Source organism: Streptomyces sp. NPDC015130, assembly GCF_043080005.1.
Classification (GTDB): domain Bacteria; phylum Actinomycetota; class Actinomycetes; order Streptomycetales; family Streptomycetaceae; genus Streptomyces.
In genome coordinates this window covers 417,489-432,782 of the sequence record NZ_JBIBVC010000001.1, presented here as the reverse complement: position 1 = coordinate 432,782, position 15,294 = coordinate 417,489, and the positions used below count along the sequence as shown (strand labels likewise).

Sequence of the window (15,294 nt, the reverse complement as noted above, 5' to 3'; positions counted from 1 at the left end):
GCGGCAGGACCCGGGGGGCGGGATCGCCCCGCACCGGATCAGGGCCCATCTTGGTGCGCCTTCAGGACTCGTGCCCGGATGCGCCGAGCAGTTCCGCGAGCGTCGCGTAGGAGTGGTCCCAGGCCCATTCCTTCCGGACCCAACTGCGGCCCCTCTCGCCCATCTCGCGCGCCGTTCCGGGGTTGCGGAGGAGCCTGGTCAGGCGGTCCGCCGTCGCCGCCACCGAGCGGCCGTCGACGACGTAGCCGGTCTCGCCCTCGCGCACCGCGTCGGGCGCTCCTCCCGAGTCGCCCGCCACGACGGGGAGTCCGGACGCTGCGGCCTCCAGGTAGACGATGCCCAGACCTTCCACCTCCAGACCGCCCCTGCGCGTGCGGCAGGGCATGGCGAAGGCGTCCGCGGCGGCGTAGAAGGAGGGAAGGGTGTGGTGGGGGTGGCCGCCCGCGAAGACGACCGCGTCCACGACGCCTTCGGCCACGGCGAGCCGGCGCAGTTCGGGCGCGTGGGGGCCCTCGCCGACCAGGAGCAGCATGGCGTCCGGGAGCACCCTCCGGATCCAGGGCAGCGCCCTGATCAGGGTGTCCTGCCCCTTCCGCGGGACCAGTCGGGCCGCGCACAGGATCACCGGGCGGCGGCCCAGACCGTAACGGGCCCGCACCGGGCCGCCGTCCAGGGCGGGGCGGAAGGCCGTGGTGTCCACCCCGGGGACCAGGCGCGCGGTGCGGGTCCCCGGGGCGAGGGCCGCCTCTATCGGCCTGCGGGTGCTCTCGCCCAGCCACGTGAGGACGTCGACCTCCGTGCCGATCCGGCGCAGCAGCGACCTGGTCCCGGGGGTGCGGGCCCACCACACCTCGTGCCCGTGCGTGGTGGCGACGGCGGTGCGGATGTCCGTCGTCCGGCGCAGTGTGCCCGCCATCAGACCGAGCGGCGCCGCCGCGCCGAACCAGACCCGGTCGCAGCCGTATCGGCGCGCCACGGACGCGGCGTGCGCGGTGGCCCGGGGAGTGGGCAGGAGGGTGCGTGCCGGGTGGCGGATCACCGGGTACGGGAAGGGTTCGGCGGGTTCGGCGGATTCGGCGGATTCGGCGGATTCCGGGGACGGTGGGGAGGGGGGTGGGGTGGGTGCGGTCGGGGTGGATGCCCCTGCGGTGGGTGGGGCCGGGGTGGGCGGGGTCGGTGTTGTCGAGGGCGGTGACGACGTGAAGACGACCACCTCGTCGGGTGGGAAGCGGTCGGCCAGTTCGCGGACGAACGTCTCGATGCCGCCCTGCCGGGGCGGGAAGTCGTTGGTGACGATCAGCGTGCGGGGGCGGGAGTCGGGCTTCATACGGCAGTTACCTCCTGGGAAGCGGTGATGGGGGTGATGGGGGTGATGGGTGTGGCAGGGGCGTCCTTCGTGGTGCTTCGGCGCCCCCGCGTCGCGTACGCCAGCGCCCCGAGCGTCAGCGGGTAGACCAGGTAGCCGAAGCGGGTCGAGGGCATCAGGGACATCGCCAGGCCCAGCCCGAGCGCGAGCCGGGCCGCCGCCGACCGTGTCGTCGCCGGCGGCCGCACGACCAGGGACACCGCCATGAACAGGGCGCTCACCACGAGGAGCGCCAGCGCGATCGACGTGCCGCCGGGGACGTGCTCCGCGAGCAGACGGCCGGGCAGCGGGCTCGCGGCCGGTGAGGCGGTGCCGGTGAGGCCGAGCGGGAAGGCCACGGCGTTCCGGTAGAGGCCTGAGGGGTCGGAGAGGGCGATGGGCAGCACCGCCACCGCCGCGGTGGACAGGGCCGCCGCGGCGTACCGCGGCACGGACCGGCCGCCGCCCCGGCCCGCCGCGAGCAGCGCCAGTGCCACGGGCAGCGCGGGCCACGCCGTCCACTTGAGCGCGGCGGCCGCGCCGAGCACCAGCCCCGCGCGGCCGGGCCGCCCCCGCCCGGCGAGGACGATGCCGAGGCACATCAGGCCGGCGACCGGGAGGTCCGTCCCGCCCACCGCGAAGGGCAGCGCGATCAGGGGGCAGGCGAGGAGCCCCACGCGGTGCAGGCCGGCCGCTGCGAGCGCCGCCACGAAGACGCCGCCCAGCCACCAGCGCGGATCCCCGGGCAGCGCGCCGAAGAGCGCCGTCCCGGGCAGGTAGGGGTTGAAGTCGCCGACGGCCGTCGGATCGGAGACGTACGGGCTGCCGGTCGTGAGCAGCAGCCGTCCCGAGCGTTCGACGACCGCGACCTCCAGCTGTCCGGTTCCGGCCGCCACCGACGAGACGAGCGGCACCACGACGGCCCCGGCCGACGCGACCACCCGGGCGGCCGGGCGGGAGCGTTCACCGCAGGCCAGGAGCGCGGCGACCGCGTAGCCCGTCCCCGCCACCGCTCCCCACGCCCGGTGCGGCCCCAGCTCCGAGACCAGGGCCAGCCCGAGCGCGACGACAGCGCAGCCGGCCCACGCGTACCGCTCGTGGCGCGCCTGGAGCCGTATGGACCGGATGTGCCCCACGTACCGTTCGAGGTTCCTCGTCATGCCCACCGACGGTAGGAATTCCGGGGGCGGAGGGCGTCAACCGAGGCTCCGGACCCGGGACTCGACCCGTGGCATGACATCCGTCCGCGGAGTCAACCCGTGCGGCGACGCGCGCGCCCGGGCCGGCGCGGACCATGGACGTATGAATACGCCCCTCCAGCAGCGGTTCCGTATCTGGGTCGCCGCACCCGCCTACCCCTGGGTCACCGGCGGGGCCCTGACCGTCGGTGCCGTGGCGGAGCTGATCGCCTTTCCCGGATCCGTGACCACCACGATCGGGGTCCTCGTCTCCTCCGCCTCGCTGATGTGGCGGCGGTCCTTCCCGCCCGTCGCGGTCCTCACGGTCGCCGCGGGTCTGCTCGGTTTCGCCGGCGACGTCAGCCTGTACGTCTCGATCATGGCGAGCGGGCTGGTCGGCTGCTACACCCTGGGCCGCACCCGGGTGCTGCACCCCGCGCTGACCGTGACGGGAGCCGCGCTCGGGGCGCTGTGCGTGAACCTGGTGCACATCAACACCTGGTCGCGGATGGACCTGCCGGTGCCCGCGCTCTGGGAGAAGGGGTCGCTCAGCCTGTTCGCCGAGTCGTTCCTGCTGAGCGTGGTCGTCTTCGGGGCCGTCATGATGGGTGACGCGGTACGTTCCCGGGAGGAGTCCCGCAACGAAAGGGACCTGGCTCAGGCCCAGTTGATCGCCATGGAGCGGCAGCAGGCCGCCGAGGCCGAGCGGGCGGCCATCGCCCGTGAACTGCACGACATCGTCTCGCACTCGGTGTCGATGATCGCCGTGCAGGCCGAGAGCGCCACGTACACCACCCCGGGGCTCACCCCCGAGGCCCGCGACGGCTTCCAGCAGATCGCCGGCACCGCCCGCTCCTCGATGGCCGAACTGCGCCGTCTCCTCGGCGTCCTGCGCACCCCCCAGGGGCAGGGGGACACGGCCCTCACCGCCCCGCAGCCGACGCTCGACCGTCTCGCCGAACTGGTCGACCAGCACCGGGCGGTGGGCGGCGAGGCGGAGCTGAGGATCACCGGGGAGCGGGTTCCGCTGCCCGCGGCGTGGGAGCTGTCCGCGTACCGCATCGCCCAGGAGGCGCTGACCAACGTCCGCAGGCACGCGCCCGGCGCCCGTACCGTGGTGGAGATCGACTACGGCGCGGACCGGCTGCTCACCCTGCGCGTCCACGACGACGGCCCGGGTCCGGTCGCCGGTCCCGGTCCCGGTGCAGGTTCCGGTGCGGGTTCCGGTGCGGGTTCCGGTCCGGGTTCCGGTCCGGGTTCCGGTCCGGGTTCCGGTCCGGGTTCCGGTGCGGGCCACGGGCTGACCGGGATGCGGGAGCGGGCGGCCCTGGTCGGCGGCCGGCTCAGCGCGGGCGCGGGCCCGGACGGAGGCTTCCTGGTGGAGGCGGAGCTTCCCTGGGGGACCGCGTGACCGGCACGGAGAAGGAGACGGGTGTGATCAGGGCGGTGGTGGCCGACGACCAGGCGGTCGTCCGCACGGGCTTCGTCAACCTCCTCGGCACCCAGGAGGACATCGAGGTCGTGGGCGAGGCCGAGGACGGCGTGCAGGCGGTGCGCGTCGCCGCCGAGACCCGGCCGGACCTCGTGCTCCTCGACATCCGGATGCCGCGCATGAACGGCATCGAGGCGGCCCGCGAGATCCTGGCCGGGGCCGGGAACACGACCAAGGTCCTGATCCTGACGACCTTCGGCCTCGACGAGTACGTGTACGACGCCCTCGCGGCCGGCGCGAGCGGCTTCCTCCTCAAGGACGCCACCTTCCCCGAACTGCTGCACGCGGTACGGGTGGTGGCGGCCGGGAACGCCCTGCTCTCGCCCGAGATCACCAAGCGGGTGATCGGCGAGTTCGTGCACGCGCGGACCCCGCGACCGCCGGTCCGCTCCGTGGGCGAACTCACCGCACGCGAGGCGGAGGTGCTCGCGCTGATCGCCCGGGGGCTGTCCAACGCGGAGATCGCGCACCGCCTCACGATCACGGACCACACGGTGAAGACCCACATCAACCGGCTCTTCACCAAGCTGGAGCTGCGCGACCGGGCACAGGCCGTGATCGCGGCCTACGAGCTGGGACTGGCCCGGGTGGGCGGCGGCACCGGCTGACGAAGCCTCACGCCATGACCTACCGGCCTTCGTCGTCACCTCACACTGCCATCGTCACTTCCCCACGGGCGTCGTCACCTCACGGCGCCATCGTCCCCACGGGCGCCGTCACCTCACGGCGCCATCGTCCCCACGGGCGCCGTCACCTCACAGCGCCATCGCCCCCAGCTCGCGGGCGATGCGCGTGAACGCCGCCACCATCGGGCTGTCGTTGTCCGCCCGGTGGACCAGCCCCCACCGCAGGAGCGGGACGTCGCGCACCGGGACGTACGCGACGTCGGGGCGGGCGTAGAAGCGGGTGACCTGGTTGCCGAGGAGGTGGACGACGTCCCCGTCGGCGACGTACGTGTACAGCTGGTCCAGCGTCGTGACGAGGAACTTCCGCTCGATGGCACGGCCGCTGGGCGCGGAGTGCGGCAGGAAGGCTTCCTGGAAGTAGTCGGGCTGGAAGCCCTCGGGCCCCAGGACGCCGTGGTCCGCGAAGGCCTCCAGGGTGACCGAGGAGCGGCCGGCCAAACGGTGGTCGGCGGCGACGAGGGCGACCCTGGGCTCCGTGAAGAGCACCGGCCCCACGGTCAGGTCGGGCTCCTCCACCGGGAGCCAGGACAGCAGCAGGTCGATGTCGCCGTTGCGCAGCGGGGCGAACGGGTCCATGTAGCCGTTGTGGCTCAGCCGGAGGCCCCACTGGGGGTGCCGGGAGCGGAAGGCGTCCCAGAAGGGCCGCAGTTCGTGGCCGTTGGTGACCATGAGGCCGATCCGCAGGACGTCCGTCTTGCCCTGGGCGGTGAGCCGCGCCCGGTCCACGCTCGCCTTCAGGCCCTGGAACACCGGCCGCAGATCGCCCAGCAGCTGCTCGCCCACCGGTGTGAGCCGCACCTGACGGCTCGTCCGCTCGAAGAGCTCCGCCCCGATCGACCGTTCCTGCTTCTTGATCGCCTGGCTGATTCGCGCCGCCGACACGTGCAGCCGCTCGGCCGTGCGGCCGAAGTGCAGCTCCTCGGACAGCGTCAGAAAGATCTCGATGTCGCGTAGTTCCACGCGCCCCCACGCCCCGTTTGTTCGTTAACCCCCGCATTAACCACCGTTGCATGATCGACCGTTGATCATCTTCTTGTCCACGCTGAAGATCGCTTCATGAATGTCGTCGCCACGCAGCTGTCGTTGACGGTGCAGGACGTCAGTGCGTCCAGTCGATTCTTCGCCACCCACCTGGGCTTCCGCGAGGTCGAGTCGGCGGAGGGGTACGTCTGTCTCCGCCGGGACGACACCTCGGTCGAGATCGCCCTGTCGGCCCGCGACCCCGAGCTGCCTCCGCAGGACCGGCGGGGCCAGGGGCCGGCCGATGTCGCCGTGACCCTGACCGTCACGGACGTCACCGCCGAGTACGCGCGTCTGCGTCGCGAGGGGGTCGCCCCCGCCGCCGGGATCCGCCGGGAGCCGTGGGGCGAGCGGTCGTTCCGGCTCGTCGATCCCAACGGCGTCGTGGTCCGGATCGCCGCATGGACACCGCCGGCCGGCGCCCCGGAGGCGTACGGACACAGCGAGATCAACGCAACGATCGAGGCCTAGCCGTTGCATTGAGCCTGTCAATCAACGCAATGATTTTGCCGCATCTACCTGCACATATACCGAGTTCACGCACCCCCTTCGTTGACGATACAGCAAACGCAACGTAGCTTTTCCCTCATCGGAAAGAACGAGTCACAGGAGGACACCATGCCGAAGTTCGACACCCCCGCCCCGATCACCGCCGTCCTCGACATCCCCGCCGGACGCATCCGGATCGTCGCCACCGACCGCGCCGACACCGCCGTCGAGGTCCTGCCCGCGGACGCCGCGAAGGGCCGTGACGTGCGGGCCGTGCAGGAGACCCTCGTCGAGTACGGCGACGGCGTCCTGCGCGTCTCCGCCCCCGCCGCGAAGAACCAGCTCCTCGGCGAGACCGGCGCCGTCGCCGTGACCGTCGAACTGCCCTCCGGCTCCCGCGTCGAGGCGAAGACCGCCGACGCCGAGCTCCAGGGCGCCGGCCGGCTCGGCGACGTCACCTTCGACAGCGCGCGGGCCACGGTCACGCTCGACGAGACCGCGAGCGCCCGCCTCACCCTCCTCGCCGGCGACGTCACGGTCGGCCGCCTGGGCGGCCCCGCCCACATCACCACGCAGAAGGGTGCCCTCCACATCGCCGAGGCCGTGACGGGCACCGTCACCCTGAGCACCGAGCACGGCCCGATCACGGTCGGCGCCGCCCCCGGGGTCTCCGCCTCCCTCGACGCCGGCACCTCCTACGGCCGGATCCACAACTCCCTCCGCAACACCGAGGGCGACGCCGCGGCCCTGCACATCCAGGCGACCACCTCCTACGGCGACATCACCGCCCGCAGCAACTGACCGCCCCCCTCCGCAGCCTCCGCAGCTACCGCAGCACCGCAGCCTCTGAAGGAGTACCAGCGTGACGCGCACGACCCGCACCATCACCACCCAGGACTACCAGGCCGCCGAGCAGCTCCTGCGCCGGCCCGCCCGTCCCGGCGAGCTCGTCGTCGGCGACAAGGTCCGGCCGCAGTGGATCGACGGAGGCGCCCGCTTCTGGTACGCGGTGGGCAACGGCGCCGGCAAGCGGTTCGTGCTGGTCGACCCGGCGACGGGCACCCGCGAACCGGCCTTCGACCACGCGCGGCTCGCCGCCGCGCTCGGCGCCGCCACCGGGCAGCAGGTCGACCCCGAGTTCCTGCCGGTCACGGCGATAGCCCCGGCCGGGGACACCGTCGCGTTCGACGCGTTCGGCGAGTACTGGAGCTGCCGCCTCGACGACTACACCTGCGAACGGGCCGAGTTCACGCCGCCGGGCAGCCCCCTCGACGTACCGTCGCCCGACGGGAAGACCGCGGTGTCCCGACGGGGGCACGACCTGTGGGCGCGCTCGCTGTCCGACGGCCGCGAGTGGGCGCTGACCACCGACGGCGCGCCCGGCCACCAGTACGGCACCGGCCCGGAGTGCACGGCGAACGGCACCCTGCTGCGCAAGATCGGCCTGCCGTACCTGCCGCCCGCCGTGTCGTGGTCGCCCGACTCGACGAAGGTGCTGGCCCACCGCACCGACGAGCGCGAGGTCCGACGGACCCACCTGGTGGAGGCCGCTCCCGCCGGCGGCGGGGCCCCGGTCCTGCACACCCAGCGGTACGCCCACCCCGGGGACGAGCACGTCCCCCTGGCCGAGCTCGTCGTGCTGGACGTCGCCGCGGGGACGGTCGTCCGCGCGCAGGCCGAACCGCTGCTCATGCCGCAGCTGTCGCCGATCACGATCAAGTGGGCGTGGTGGGCGGAGGACAGCTCCGCGGTGTACTACCTCGGCCGGCCCCGCGACCTGCGCACGCTCACCCTGTACCGGCTGGACGCGGCCACCGGCGAGGTCACCACGGTCCTCGACGAGACCGGCCGCACCCGTGTCGAGCCCAACCAGTGGCTGTACGAGCCGCCGATCGTCAGGATCCTGGCCGACGAGGTCCTCTGGTACTCCCAGCGGGACGGCTGGGGCCACCTGTACCGCTACGACCTGGCCACCGGCGCGCTGCTCGGGCAGGTCACCTCCGGAGAGTGGGCGGTACGGCGGATCCTGCGGGTCGACGAGGCCGCGCGGGTCGTGTACTTCACCGCCTCCGGGCTCGTCGCCGAGGACCCGTACCGGCGCACGGTGTGCCGGGTCGGCCTCGACGGCTCGGGCTTCGCCGTGCTGACCGACGACGCGCTCGACCACGAGGTCGTCCCGGCCCCCGGCGACGCGTACTTCCTCGACTCCGCGTCCACCGTCGACACCCCGCCGGTGACCCGCGTCCGCGACTGGACCGGGCGCGTCCTGGTCGAGCTGGAGCGCGCCGACATCGACAGGCTCACCGCGACCGGCTGGACGCCGCCGGAGCGGTTCCGCGTCAAGGCGGCCGACGGGGTGACGGATCTGTACGGCGTGCTGTACCGGCCGCGTGCCTTCGACCCCGCCCACAGCTACCCCGTCGTGGACAACGTCTACCCCGGCCCCCAGGTGAACAGGGTCACCCCCTGCTTCGACCCCGGCGGCATGGGCCTCGACGCCGAACCCCTCGCGGCGCTCGGCTTCGTGGTGGTGGCCCTGGACGGGCGGGGCACCCCGGGGCGGAGCAAGGCCTTCCACGACGCCTCCTACGGGCGGCTCGGCGACGCGGGCGGGCTGGAGGACCACGTCGCGGCGCTGTGGCAGCTGGCGGAGACCCGGCCGTGGATGGACCTTGACCGGCTGGGGGTGTACGGCCACTCCGGCGGCGGCTTCGCCGCGGCCCGCGCGATGCTGGACTTCCCCGAGCTGTTCAAGGCGGGAGTCGCCCTCTCGGGCTCGCACGACGCCCCCCACTTCAACCTGGGCTTCGTGGAGACGTACGACGGCGCCGACGCCCCCGAGGCGTGGGCCCGCACCTCGAACCTGCACCTCGCGGACCGGCTGGCGGGCAAACTGCTGCTCGTGCACGGCGAGATGGACGACCAGGTCCACCCGGACCACTCGCTGCGGCTCGCGGACCGGCTCATCGCCGCGGACAAGGACGTCGAGCTGTTCGTCGTCCCCGGGGCCGAGCACACGTTCATCGACCACCTGGCGCACGTCCGCAAGCGCTGCTGGGACTTCCTCGTCCGCGAGCTGACGGACACCCGGCCCCCGGCCTACCGTCCCGCCCCCATCCCCATCAGCCCCGAGATGCTCGCCGAGCTGTTCGCCTGACCGGCTGGACACCCCCGGGCCCGGGCGCGCCACGACCCGCCGGTCGGCGCGCGCGGGCTCCCGGGGTGTCGTCCGGCGTCATGTCACGTCACGTCGAGGGCGACGGAGTCGTGGGCAGCGAGGCCCACCAGGTCGAGGGCGCCGCGGCGACGTAGCCCAGCGACTCGTACAGCGGCCTGCCCAGCTTCGACGAGGTGAGGGTGAGCGGCAGGTCCGCCAGGTGGGCGAGGGAGCCGAGCATGACGGCCCGGCCCACGCCGCGCGAGCGGAACTCCGTCGCCGTACCGACCCAGTAGTGGCTGCCGATGCCGTCGTCCACGACGCTGACGCAGGCCCCCGCGGGGACGCCGTCGCACAGGGCGACGAACACGTCCACGCCCGGCTGCTCGATCAGCTCCGCCGGGAACAGCTCGCCGGGGCGGTGCGGCGTGAACCCGTCCAGCTCGAAGCCCTCGATCACGATCCGCTCGGCCGCCTGGAGGTCCTCGGGCCGCCGCGCCCTGATCACCTCAAGCGCCGGTTCGCCGACGGGACCGGGCTGCCGCAGCATGACCGGCATCTGCCAGTTGCGCAGGGCCAGGTGGCCCAGGTCGGTCGAGCTGAACGGGTCCTCGACGTTCACCGCGCCCGCCGCCCGGTGCACCACCTCGCCCAGCTCGGCCACCTCGTCCGGGTCGAGGTCCGGCTCCTGGACCAGGATCCGGGTACCGGCGCGCTCGTCGCCCTCGACCGCGACGAACCCGCGGCGCCGGACGACCTCGTGCCCCCGGCCGATGCCGGTCGCGGTCCAGAAGGCGGCGGAGTTACGGGCCTGACGCGCGGGCGCCTCGGCCAAGGTCACGGAGAGGGACGGTTCGGCAGAAGTGGATCTTGTCGTCATTGCGCCTACGGTAGTGCTCAACTCGGCCCCCACACAGGCGGATTGCACGGGTCGGGCACACGGGACCGATCAGGTCCTCTACGCGAGCCGACCACTGGGTTCCTCTACCCGGGCCGACGACCGGGTCCGTCAGCGCGCCACGGCCGCCAGCGCCCTGATTCCCTCCAGGACCTCCGCGGCCGTGGGAGCGGTCGCCGGGTCGCCGAGGCACTGCAGCATCACCCCCGACACCAGCGCGAGCTGGACCGTGCCGAGGGTGCGGACGGAGGTCTCCCGCACCTCCGCCTCCGGGACGCCGTCCAGAATCGCCGCCATGCCGCGCCTGCCCTGAGCGGTGCCGTCCGCCAGCGCCACCCGCAGCTCCGGCTGTCGCTGGGCCTGCATGAACAGCTCCACCGAGGCGAGCCAGAGGTCGGGGTGTGCCCCGAAGTCCTCGATCAGGCTCTCCCAGACACGCTCGAAGTGCGCCCGGGACGAGCCGTCGGCGTCGGGGACCAGCGCCCGGCCCATCGCGTCGCCCCATTCGTCGAGGATCTCGAACAGGGCCTGGTTGAGCAGCGTTTCCCGGGAGCCGTAGTGGTAGCCGACGGCGGCCGTGCTCACGCCGGCGACCGCGGCGATGTCCCGCACGGAGGTGCGGTCGTACCCCTTTTCCCGCAGGCAGGCCTTGGCTCCGATGAGCAGCGCTTCACGGTTTCCCATGCCCGGAGCCTAGCGGGGACATCACACGAACGCCTCATACGATCGAGTTATACAAACGTATTGCACGATCGAGTGAAAATGCGTAGCGTTCCCGCCATGAGACACACCAGGAACGTTTCCAAGAGGTTCGTCGCAGCTGCTCTGACGCTGGCCGCACTGGGCACGGGCGTGGGTCTGGGCGCCGGTTCGGCCACCCCCGCGCAGGCGGCGGGCACCGGTGGTCCGGTCGTCGTCACCACCGGCGGCTCCGTCCGCGGCAGCGCCGACAGCGACGGAGTGCGCAGCTTCCAGGGAATCCCCTACGCCGCACCGCCGGTGGGCGGTCTGCGCTGGGCCTCGCCGCGGCCCGCCGCGTCCTGGAGCGGCGTACGCGAGGCGACCGCGCCCGGGTCCCCCTGCGCCCAGCCGCGGGGGCTGCCCATCGGAACCCCGAGCACGTCCGAGGACTGCCTCTACCTGAACGTCACGACCCCCACGCAGCGGACCGGGAACGGGAAGCGGCCGGTGATCGTGTGGATCCACGGCGGCAGCCTGATGTTCGGCCACGGCGACCTCTACGGCGCCGAGCGGCTGGCCTCCGAGGGCGCGGTCGTCGTGACGGTGAACTACCGGCTGGGCGTCATGGGTTTTCTGGCGGATCCCTCGCTCAGGACCTCCGGCGGCCTCGGCCTGGAGGACCAGCAGGCCGCGCTGCGCTGGGTCCGCGCCAACGCGGACGCATTCGGCGGCGACCCCGCGAACGTGACGGTCATGGGCGAGTCCGGCGGCGGCTACAGCGTCTGCGGCCACCTCGCCTCACCGAAGTCCGCCGGCCTGTTCCACCGCGCGATCGTGCAGAGCGCGCCCTGCGCCACGGGCGGCTCCCGCACCAGGAAGGCGGCAGAGGACGAGGCCGAGGCCGTCCTGACGTACCTGCGGACCACCCACGCGTGCACGGAGGAGGAGCACGCGGAGGCCTGCCTGCGCCGTACGGACGCGGCCACCCTCATGGAGGCGTACGGGACCTGGAAGGAGCCGCGCCCGATCGCCGGAACGGACCTGCTGCCGCTGACCCCCGCCGAGGCCCTGCGGAGCGGGCGGTTCAACCGTGTCCCCGTCCTCGTCGGCGTCAACCACGACGAGGAGCGCGGCATGGTCCTCGGTCAGGAGCTGGTGTCCGGCCCCATGCCCGCCGAGGAGTACGAACCCACGATCCGGGCGGAGTTCGGCGTCCGGGCCGACGCGGTACTGGCCCGCTACCCCCTGAGCCGCTTCGGCTCGGCCGGCGAGGCCCTGGCCACCGTGCGGACCGACCACGCCTGGTCGGTCCCGACGTTGGACACCGCCAGGCTTCTGTCGCGGTGGACGCCGACCCGGATGTTCGAGTTCAGCGAACGGGACACGCCGTGGTGGGCGGGGCTGAAGGCCCCCAGCTTCGCGCCGCGGGCCCAGCACATGGCGGAGTTGCCCTACCTCTTCGACTTCAGGACCCCCCTGTTCGAGAAGCCGACGGAGAAGCAGCGCGCGCTCGCCGAACGGATGACGGACACCTGGGTCGCCTTCGCCAGGACCGGCAGGACGGACTGGCCCGGCTTCCGCAGCGGTGGCCACGTCCAGTCGCTGGCCTCGGGGCCGTGGAGGCGCACGGAGTTCGCCGGAGACCACGACTACGCGTTCTGGAAGAGCCTCGGCCGGGGCTGACCCCGATGCGCCGGGTCGCCGGGCCGGCAGGCCGAAGGCGAAGGCGAAGGCGAAGGCGCCGATGGTCGCGGCCAGGGCGGCGACCATGAGCCAGTGCACGATGCGCGGGATGGCCGGGGAGGCCTCCGCCAGCCGGGGCTCACGATGGTCGAGCCCCAGGGGTCGGTCGGGCGGTCGTCTGCCGGGTGTCCCGCCCTCTTCAGACGATCACGGCCCGCGCCCCCGGGCGGGACGGACCGCGTCCCGGCTGCTCCACGTGGACCCACCGGGTCCGGCCGTCCGGGTCCCGGCCCTCCTCCCCGGGCCTGCCGTTCCGCGGCAGGGGCGCCTAGGATCGCGGGCATGGCGCTGATCATGAGTGACGTGGACCGGTTCGAGGCCGCGAGGCCCCGGCTGGAGGCCATCGCCTACCGGCTGCTCGGTTCGGCGAGCGAGGCGGAGGACGCCGCGCAGGAGACGTTCCTGCGCTGGCAGGCGGCCGACGTCGAGCGGATCGAGGTGCCCGAGGCCTGGCTCACGAAGGTCCTCACCAACTACTGCCTCAACCAGCTGACTTCGGCGCGCGCCCGGCGCGAGACGTACGTGGGGCGGTGGCTTCCCGAGCCGCTGCTCGCCGGGGACCCGATGCTCGGCCCGGCCGACACCGCGGAGCAGCGCGAGTCGGTGTCGTACGCCGTCCTCGTCCTCCTGGAGCGGCTGTCGTCCAACGAGCGGGCGGTGTACGTGCTGCGGGAGGCCTTCGACTACCCGCACCGGGAGATCGCCGAGATCCTGGACATCAGCGAGGCCGCCAGCCAGCAGATCTACCACCGCGCCAAGAAGCACGTCGCGGACGGCAAGGCCCGCACCGAGATCGACGAGGCCTCGGCGCAGCGCATCGTCGAGGAGTTCCTGGCCGCGGCGACCAGCGGCCGTACGGAACCCCTCGTACGGCTCCTCACCCAGGACGCCGTCTCGGTCGGCGACGGTGGCGGCAAGGTCCCGGCCCGGGCGAAGGCCTTCGAGGGGGCACTGGCGGTCGCCACGTTCATGCGCGGGCTGTTCAAGCCCAGCAAGGCCAAGCAGAACCTCCTCGGCGGCACCGCCGAGATCTACGCGACGACCGCCAACGGCGGGCCGGCGATCGTCGCGGTCGTCGACGGCCGGGTCGTCGGCATCACCTGCCTGGAGGTCGGCCCGGAGGGCATCGTGGCGCTCCGCAACCAGGTGAACCCCGACAAGCTCGTCCGCGCGACCGAGCTGTGGGCCGCCACGGAGCACCCGGGGGGCCCGATCCACACCCTCTGACACCCTCCGATCGGGATGTGACCCAGGTCACACCCCGATCCTGTCAGGAATCGCGGGGCTGTCCGGTTCAAGGTGCGAAACCCCGCCGGACAACGGCGACACCACGCCGGCCACCGGCGGACCGCCCAGACAGGAGCACGGACATGGAGCACCGCATCGTCGTCCTCGGAGCCGGCTACACCGGTGCCGCCGCCGCCGGCCGCATCGCCAAGCGGCTGCACCGCGAGGACGTCACCCTCACCCTCGTGAACGCCGACCCCGACTTCGTCGAGCGCGTCCGGCTGCACCAGATCGCGGCCGGCCAGGAGCTGAAGCCCCGGCCGCTCGACGAGATGTTCGCCGGCACGGGCGTGGAGCTGAAGCTCGCGAAGGTCACCGCCGTGGACGTGGACCGCAAGACGGTGGCGGTCTCCGCCACGGACGGTCCCGGGCAGGAGGAACTCGCGTACGACACCCTCGTCTACGCCCTGGGCAGCGGCTGGAACGACGGCGGCGTCCCCGGCACCGCCGAGCACGCCCACGAGATCTCCAGCCGCCCCGGCGCCCTCCGCCTCCGCGACCGCCTGGCCGCCCTGGACGCCGGCCGGCCGGTCGTCGTGGTCGGCGGCGGACTGACCGGCCTGGAGGGCGCGACGGAGATCGCCGAGGCCCGCCCGGACCTCGACGTCTCCCTGGTAACCCGCGGCGCGCTCGGCGACTGGCTCTCGGAGAAGGGCCGCGCCCACCTGCGGAAGGTGGTGGACAAGCTCGGCATCACGGTCCACGAACACGCCGCGGTCGATGCCGTGGAGGCGGACCGCGTGACGACCGCCGACGGCCGGACCGTACCCGCCGACGTCACCGTCTGGACCACCGGTTTCGCCGTGCACCCGATCGCCGGGGCCACCGGCCTGGAGCTCACCGACGGCGGCCGGATCGTGGTCGACGGCACGATGCGCTCGGTCTCCCACCCGGACGTGTATGCCATCGGCGACGCGGCGATGGCGCTCGGGGCCGGCGACAAGCCGCTGCGCATGTCCTGCGCCTCGGGCGTCCCCATGGCCTGGCAGGCCGCGGACGCCATCGCCGCCCGGCTGACCGGCACCAAGGTCCCGCACACGGACATCGGTTACACCGCGCAGTGCATGTCGCTCGGCCGCAGCGAGGCCCTGATCCAGTTCGTCACCTCCGACGACCAGGCGGTCGAGAAGGCGCTGACGGGCCGCATGGCCGCCCGCGTCAAGGAGCTGATCTGCAAGGGCGCCGCGTGGGGCGCCGCCAACCCGACCCTGGGCATGCCGACCCGCCGCCGCCGCGTCGCCCCGCAGGCCGCCGCGAGCCTCACCCCCGCGGAGGCGGCGGCCTGAGCCCCTCTCGCGGCCGTCCCCGACAAGGACTT

13 protein-coding genes are annotated in these 15,294 nt (G+C 73.3%); 8 read left to right on the top strand and 5 right to left on the bottom strand.

Features of this window, described 5'->3' with window-relative positions:
• Positions 1-61: 61 nt before the first annotated feature.
• The gene (locus ACF08F_RS02055; RefSeq protein WP_392296559.1) at positions 62-1,327 is read right to left on the bottom strand and encodes a glycosyltransferase family 4 protein; all 1,266 of its coding nucleotides are present in this window, start codon (positions 1,325-1,327) and stop codon (positions 62-64) included.
• Positions 1,324-2,505 carry a glycosyltransferase 87 family protein gene (locus tag ACF08F_RS02050; protein ID WP_392296558.1) on the bottom strand — a complete coding sequence of 394 codons (1,182 nt, stop codon included), beginning with the start codon at positions 2,503-2,505 and terminating at the stop codon, positions 1,324-1,326. The genes ACF08F_RS02055 and ACF08F_RS02050 overlap by 4 nt, the downstream gene beginning before the upstream one ends.
• Before the next feature lie 142 nt (positions 2,506-2,647).
• Between ACF08F_RS02050 and ACF08F_RS02045 the strand changes: the two genes are divergently transcribed.
• A complete protein-coding gene (locus tag ACF08F_RS02045; protein ID WP_392296557.1) occupies positions 2,648-3,934 on the top strand; it encodes a sensor histidine kinase in 1,287 nt (428 codons plus the stop codon).
• On the top strand, positions 3,931-4,623 hold the full coding sequence (locus tag ACF08F_RS02040) for a response regulator (protein ID WP_392296556.1): 693 nt from the start codon (positions 3,931-3,933) through the stop codon (positions 4,621-4,623). Before ACF08F_RS02045 ends, ACF08F_RS02040 begins: the two co-directional genes overlap by 4 nt.
• A gap of 147 nt (positions 4,624-4,770) precedes the next feature.
• Here ACF08F_RS02040 and ACF08F_RS02035 read toward each other — a convergent pair whose 3' ends face one another.
• Positions 4,771-5,661, bottom strand: coding sequence for a LysR family transcriptional regulator (locus ACF08F_RS02035; protein ID WP_392296555.1), 891 nt, complete (start codon positions 5,659-5,661; stop codon positions 4,771-4,773).
• A gap of 96 nt (positions 5,662-5,757) precedes the next feature.
• On the opposite strand from ACF08F_RS02035, the gene ACF08F_RS02030 reads away from it, so the two are divergent.
• From ACF08F_RS02030 to ACF08F_RS02020, 3 genes are all read left to right on the top strand, one after another.
• On the top strand, positions 5,758-6,192 hold the full coding sequence (locus tag ACF08F_RS02030; RefSeq protein WP_392296554.1) for a VOC family protein: 435 nt from the start codon (positions 5,758-5,760) through the stop codon (positions 6,190-6,192).
• Between the two features lie 147 nt (positions 6,193-6,339).
• Complete coding sequence (locus tag ACF08F_RS02025) at positions 6,340-7,011, top strand: DUF4097 family beta strand repeat-containing protein (protein WP_392296553.1); 672 nt, start codon at positions 6,340-6,342, stop codon at positions 7,009-7,011.
• Positions 7,012-7,072: 61 nt separating this feature from the next.
• On the top strand, positions 7,073-9,367 hold the full coding sequence (locus ACF08F_RS02020; protein WP_392296552.1) for a DPP IV N-terminal domain-containing protein: 2,295 nt from the start codon (positions 7,073-7,075) through the stop codon (positions 9,365-9,367).
• 88 nt (positions 9,368-9,455) lie between these two features.
• On the opposite strand, the gene ACF08F_RS02015 is transcribed toward ACF08F_RS02020, so the two are convergent.
• Positions 9,456-10,247, bottom strand: a complete 792-nt coding sequence (locus ACF08F_RS02015; protein ID WP_392296551.1) for a GNAT family N-acetyltransferase — start codon at positions 10,245-10,247, stop codon at positions 9,456-9,458.
• A gap of 129 nt (positions 10,248-10,376) precedes the next feature.
• Entirely contained in the window at positions 10,377-10,949 is a 573-nt protein-coding gene (locus tag ACF08F_RS02010; protein ID WP_392296550.1) for a TetR/AcrR family transcriptional regulator, read from the bottom strand.
• 96 nt (positions 10,950-11,045) lie between these two features.
• On the opposite strand from ACF08F_RS02010, the gene ACF08F_RS02005 reads away from it, so the two are divergent.
• From ACF08F_RS02005 to ACF08F_RS01995, 3 genes are all read left to right on the top strand, one after another.
• The gene (locus tag ACF08F_RS02005) at positions 11,046-12,629 is read left to right on the top strand and encodes a carboxylesterase/lipase family protein (RefSeq protein WP_392296549.1); all 1,584 of its coding nucleotides are present in this window, start codon (positions 11,046-11,048) and stop codon (positions 12,627-12,629) included.
• Between the two features lie 342 nt (positions 12,630-12,971).
• Positions 12,972-13,916, top strand: a complete 945-nt coding sequence (sigJ, locus tag ACF08F_RS02000) for an RNA polymerase sigma factor SigJ (protein ID WP_392296548.1) — start codon at positions 12,972-12,974, stop codon at positions 13,914-13,916.
• A gap of 143 nt (positions 13,917-14,059) precedes the next feature.
• Positions 14,060-15,262, top strand: a complete 1,203-nt coding sequence (locus ACF08F_RS01995) for an NAD(P)/FAD-dependent oxidoreductase (protein WP_392296547.1) — start codon at positions 14,060-14,062, stop codon at positions 15,260-15,262.
• Positions 15,263-15,294: the final 32 nt, after the last annotated feature.